Genomic DNA, 5,252 nt, shown 5'->3' with positions numbered 1-5,252 from the left:
GCGATCTTTCCCCCCCATTCTCTACAAATCTAAAAACTGGAGACAGCAAATGGCCGAAGCAAAAGTACTCAGTGGCGCCGGGCTCCGTGGCCAGGTGGCCGGGCAGACCGCATTGTCCACCGTAGGCCAGTCGGGTGCTGGCCTGACCTACCGCGGCTATGACGTTCGCGACCTGGCGGCAGATGCGCAGTTTGAAGAAGTGGCCTACCTGCTGCTGTACGGCGAACTGCCAACCCAGGCCCAGCTGGACGCCTACACCGCTAAATTGCGCCAGTTGCGCGACCTGCCTCAAGCCTTGAAAGAAGTGTTGGAGCGCATTCCCGCCGACGCCCACCCGATGGACGTGATGCGAACCGGTTGCTCGTTCCTGGGCAATCTGGAACCCGAGCAGGATTTCTCCCAGCAGCACGACAAGACCGACCGCCTGCTGGCCGCGTTCCCGGCGATCATGTGCTACTGGTATCGCTTCAGCCACGAAGGCCAGCGCATCGAATGCGTGACCGACGAAGTCTCCATTGGCGGCCACTTCCTGCACTTGTTGCACGGCAAGAAGCCGAGCGAGCTGCACGTCAAGGTGATGAATGTTTCGCTGATTCTCTACGCCGAGCATGAATTCAACGCCTCGACCTTCACCGCTCGCGTTTGCGCCTCCACGCTGTCGGACCTGTTCTCCTGCATCACCGCGGCCATCGGCTCGCTGCGCGGCCCGCTGCATGGCGGTGCCAACGAGGCGGCGATGGAAATGATCGAGCGCTTCAGCTCTGCGCAGGAGGCCATCGAGGGCACCCTCGGCATGCTGGCGCGCAAGGACAAGATCATGGGCTTCGGCCACGCAATCTATAAGGACAACGACCCGCGCAACGAGGTGATCAAGGGCTGGTCGAAAAAGCTCGCCGACGAAGTGGGTGACACGGTGCTGTTCCCGGTCTCCGAAGCCATCGACAAGACCATGTGGGAGCAGAAGAAACTGTTCCCCAACGCCGATTTCTACCATGCCTCGGCGTATCACTTCATGGGCATCCCGACCAAGTTGTTCACACCAATCTTCGTCTGCTCGCGCCTGACCGGCTGGGCCGCCCATGTGTTCGAACAACGCGCCAACAACCGCATCATCCGACCGAGCGCCGAATACACCGGCGTCGAACAGCGCAAGTTCGTGCCAATCGAACAACGCTGAGCTGGAGGGCACCAGCGCACTAACGGAATGAGCCGAATCCCCTTGTGGGAGCGAGCCTGCTCGCGAATGCGGTGTGTCAGTCGACATTGGTGTTGAATGTCAGTCCGTATTCGCGAGCAGGCTCGCTCCCACAGGGGAATGTGTTTATTTCAAGGCCTGCGCCAACCCTTCTGAAACCACCGTGACCGAGTCCTGACGATGAACACAGAATTTCGCAAACCGCTGCCCGGCACTTCGCTGGATTATTTCGACGTTCGCGCAGCCGTGGAGGCGATCCGCCCCGGCGCCTACGACGGCCTGCCGTACACCTCTCGCGTGCTGGCGGAAAACCTCGTGCGCCGCTGCGACCCGGCCACGCTGCGTGAATCGCTGCTGCAACTGATCGAGCGCAAGCGCGACCTGGATTTCCCATGGTTCCCGGCGCGGGTGGTGTGCCACGACATTCTCGGCCAGACCGCCCTGGTGGACCTCGCCGGTTTGCGCGACGCCATCGCCCAGCAAGGTGGCGACCCGGCGCAGGTCAACCCGGTGGTGCCGACCCAGCTGATCGTCGACCACTCGCTGGCGGTGGAAAGCGCTGGTTTCGATCCCCAGGCCTTTGCCAAAAACCGCGCCATCGAAGACCGCCGCAACGAAGACCGCTTCCACTTCATCAACTGGACCAAGAAAGCCTTCAAGAACGTTGACGTGATTCCGCCAGGCAACGGAATCATGCACCAGATCAACCTGGAAAAAATGTCGCCGGTGATCCAGCAGCGTGACGGCGTGGCCTTTCCTGACACCTGCGTGGGCACCGACAGCCACACGCCCCACGTCGATGCCCTGGGCGTTATCGCCATTGGTGTCGGTGGCCTGGAAGCCGAAAGCGTCATGCTCGGTCGCGCCTCGTGGATGCGCTTGCCGGAAATCGTCGGCGTCGAACTGACCGGCAAACTGCAACCGGGCATCACCGCCACCGACATGGTGCTGGCGCTGACTGAGTTCCTGCGCAAGCAGAAAGTCGTCGGTGCCTGGCTGGAGTTTTTCGGCGAAGGCGCCAGCGCCCTGACCTTGGGCGACCGGGCAACCATCTCCAACATGGCCCCGGAATACGGCGCCACGGCGGCGATGTTCCATATCGATCAGCAGACCATTGACTACCTGAAGCTCACCGGCCGCGAAGACCAGCAAGTGCAGCTGGTCGAGCACTACGCCAAGACCACAGGCTTGTGGGCCGACAGCCTCAAGGGCGCGCAATACGAACGCGGCTTGAGCTTCGACTTGTCCTCGGTGGTGCGCAACATGGCCGGCCCGAGCAACCCGCACGCTCGCGTCGCGGTGTCGGACCTGGCCGCCAAAGGCATCTCCGGCCAGTGGGACGATGTGCCGGGGCAGATGCCCGACGGCGCAGTGATTATCGCCGCCATCACCAGTTGCACCAACACCAGCAACCCGCGCAACGTGATCGCCGCCGGCCTGCTGGCGCGCAACGCCAACCGCCTGGGCCTGGCCCGCAAGCCGTGGGTCAAGTCGTCCCTCGCGCCGGGTTCGAAAACCGTGGCGCTGTACCTGGATGAAGCGGGCCTGACGTCCGAGCTCGAGAAGCTGGGCTTCGGCGTGGTCGCGTTTGCCTGCACCACGTGTAACGGCATGTCCGGCGCGCTGGACCCGGTGATCCAACAGGAAATCATCGACCGCGACCTGTATGCCACCGCCGTGCTGTCGGGCAACCGCAACTTCGACGGGCGCATCCATCCGTACGCCAAGCAGGCGTTCCTGGCATCACCGCCGCTGGTGGTTGCTTATGCCATTGCCGGGACCATCCGCTTCGACATCGAGAAGGATGTGCTGGGCGTGGTGGACGGCCAGGAAATCCGCCTCAAGGACATCTGGCCGAGCGACGAAGAAATCGAAGCCGTGGTCAAGGCGTCGGTGAAGCCGGAGCAGTTTCGCCAGGTCTACATCCCGATGTTCGCCATCCAGGAAGACACCGGCCCGAAAGTCACGCCGCTGTACGACTGGCGCCCGCAAAGCACCTATATCCGTCGCCCGCCGTATTGGGAAGGTGCATTGGCCGGTGCGCGACCGCTCAAGGGCATGCGCCCGCTGGCGGTGCTGCCGGACAACATCACCACCGATCACCTGTCGCCATCCAATGCCATCATGCTGGACAGCGCCGCCGGGGAATACCTGGCGAAAATGGGCCTGCCGGAAGAGGACTTCAACTCCTACGCGACCCACCGCGGCGATCACCTGACCGCGCAACGCGCGACGTTTGCCAACCCGAAACTGTTCAACGAAATGGTCGTCGAGAACGGCAAGGTCAAGCAGGGCTCCCTGGCCCGGGTCGAGCCGGAAGGCAAGGTCATGCGCATGTGGGAAGCCATCGAAACCTACATGGAACGCAAGCAGCCGCTGATCATCATTGCCGGCGCCGACTACGGCCAGGGCTCGTCCCGGGACTGGGCGGCCAAGGGCGTGCGCCTGGCCGGTGTCGAGGCGATCGCTGCCGAAGGCTTCGAGCGCATCCATCGCACCAACCTGGTGGGCATGGGCGTGTTGCCGCTGGAGTTCAAGCCCGGCACCGATCGCAAGACCCTGGGCATCGACGGCAGCGAAATCTATGACGTGATCGGCGAGCGCACGCCGCGGGCGACGCTGACTTTGGTGATGACTCGCAAGAACGGCGAGCGCGTCGAAGTGCCGGTGACCTGCCGCCTCGATACGGCTGAAGAAGTGTCGATCTACGAAGCCGGGGGCGTGCTGCAACGTTTCGCCCAGGACTTCCTCGAGTCGGCGGTCGCCGTTTAAATCGCTTGGGTGGCCGGTTTTCCGGCCGCCCATTTTTCAAGGAGTTAGAGCACATGGCTCACTCGCCTCAAATCAAGATCCCCGCGACCTACATGCGTGGCGGCACCAGCAAAGGCGTGTTCTTCAGCCTGCAAGACCTGCCCGAAGCCGCCCGCGTCCCCGGCCCGGCCCGGGATGCCCTGTTGCTGCGGGTGATCGGCAGTCCCGATCCGTACGAAAAGCAGATCGATGGCATGGGCGGCGCGACGTCCAGCACCAGCAAGACGGTGATCCTGTCCAGGAGCACCCGCGCCGACCACGATGTCGATTACCTGTTCGGCCAGGTGTCCATCGACAAGCCGTTCGTGGACTGGAGCGGCAACTGCGGCAACCTGTCGGCGGCGGTGGGGGCGTTTGCCATCGGCAGCGGTCTGGTGGAGGCCAGCCGTATTCCGCAGAACGGCGTGGCCGTGGTGCGGATCTGGCAGGCCAACATCGGCAAGACCATCATCGCCCATGTGCCCATCACCGATGGCGCGGTGCAGGAAACCGGTGACTTCGAGCTCGACGGCGTGACGTTTCCGGCGGCTGAAGTGCAGCTGGAATTCATGGATCCGGCGGCCGAGGAGGAGGGCGGTGGCGGCTCGATGTTCCCTACCGGCAATCTGGTGGATGACTTGGAGGTGCCTGGTGTCGGCACTTTGAAGGCGACGCTGATCAACGCCGGGATCCCGACGATTTTCATCAATGCTCGTGATGTGGGTTACACCGGCGCCGAGTTGCAGGGCGCGATCAATGGCGATCCCAAGGCGTTGGCGATGTTCGAAACCATCCGCGCCCACGGTGCCTTGCGTATGGGCTTGATCAAGCACCTGGACGAAGCCGCGCAGCGCCAGCACACGCCGAAAGTGGCATTTGTCGCGCCGCCGGCGGATTACGTTTCGTCCAGCGGAAAAGCCGTGGCGGCTGGCGACGTCGATTTGCTGGTGCGGGCGTTGTCCATGGGCAAGCTACACCACGCCATGATGGGCACCGCGGCCGTCGCCATTGGCACGGCCGCGGCGATTTCCGGCACCTTGGTGAATCTGGCTGCCGGCGGTATCGAGCGCAACGCCGTGCGTTTCGGCCACCCGTCCGGCACCCTGCGCGTCGGCGCCGAGGCCAGCCAGGTCAATGGAGAATGGGCTGTGAAAAAAGCCATCATGAGCCGCAGCGCGCGGGTGTTGATGGAAGGGTTCGTGCGGGTGCCGGGGGATGTTCTCTAACTCGATACTTGCGAAATAACACAAAACCTGTGGGAGCGAGC

Annotated in this window: 3 protein-coding genes; all 3 read left to right on the top strand. The window is 63.2% G+C overall.

The features are described from left to right. Positions 1-49: 49 nt before the first annotated feature. The 3 genes from prpC to prpF all read left to right on the top strand — a co-directional run bounded on the left by prpC (position 50) and on the right by prpF (position 5,211). Positions 50-1,177, top strand: a complete 1,128-nt coding sequence (prpC, locus tag OC610_RS20580) for a bifunctional 2-methylcitrate synthase/citrate synthase (RefSeq protein ID WP_264430298.1) — start codon at positions 50-52, stop codon at positions 1,175-1,177. Between the two features lie 198 nt (positions 1,178-1,375). After that, the gene (acnD, locus tag OC610_RS20575) at positions 1,376-3,967 is read left to right on the top strand and encodes a Fe/S-dependent 2-methylisocitrate dehydratase AcnD (RefSeq protein ID WP_264430296.1); all 2,592 of its coding nucleotides are present in this window, start codon (positions 1,376-1,378) and stop codon (positions 3,965-3,967) included. Between the two features lie 53 nt (positions 3,968-4,020). Further along, positions 4,021-5,211: a 2-methylaconitate cis-trans isomerase PrpF gene (gene prpF / locus OC610_RS20570; RefSeq protein ID WP_264430295.1), complete on the top strand. Its 1,191-nt coding sequence runs from the start codon at positions 4,021-4,023 to the stop codon at positions 5,209-5,211. Positions 5,212-5,252: the final 41 nt, after the last annotated feature.

Origin of the sequence: Pseudomonas agronomica, assembly GCF_025917275.1 — a bacterium.
Classification (GTDB): Bacteria; Pseudomonadota; Gammaproteobacteria; order Pseudomonadales; family Pseudomonadaceae; genus Aquipseudomonas; species Aquipseudomonas agronomica.
Note: the sequence above shows the minus strand (reverse complement) of the source record. Positions and strands in the feature narration are given on the sequence as shown.

Bases quoted from the DNA above. Each gene is read 5' to 3' on its own strand.
- prpC (WP_264430298.1), top strand. From the start codon at position 50: ATGGCCGAAGCAAAAGTACTCAGTGGCGCCGGGCTCCGTGGCCAGGTG.
- prpF (WP_264430295.1), top strand. From the start codon at position 4,021: ATGGCTCACTCGCCTCAAATCAAGATCCCCGCGACCTACATGCGTGGC.
- acnD (WP_264430296.1), top strand. From the start codon at position 1,376: ATGAACACAGAATTTCGCAAACCGCTGCCCGGCACTTCGCTGGATTAT.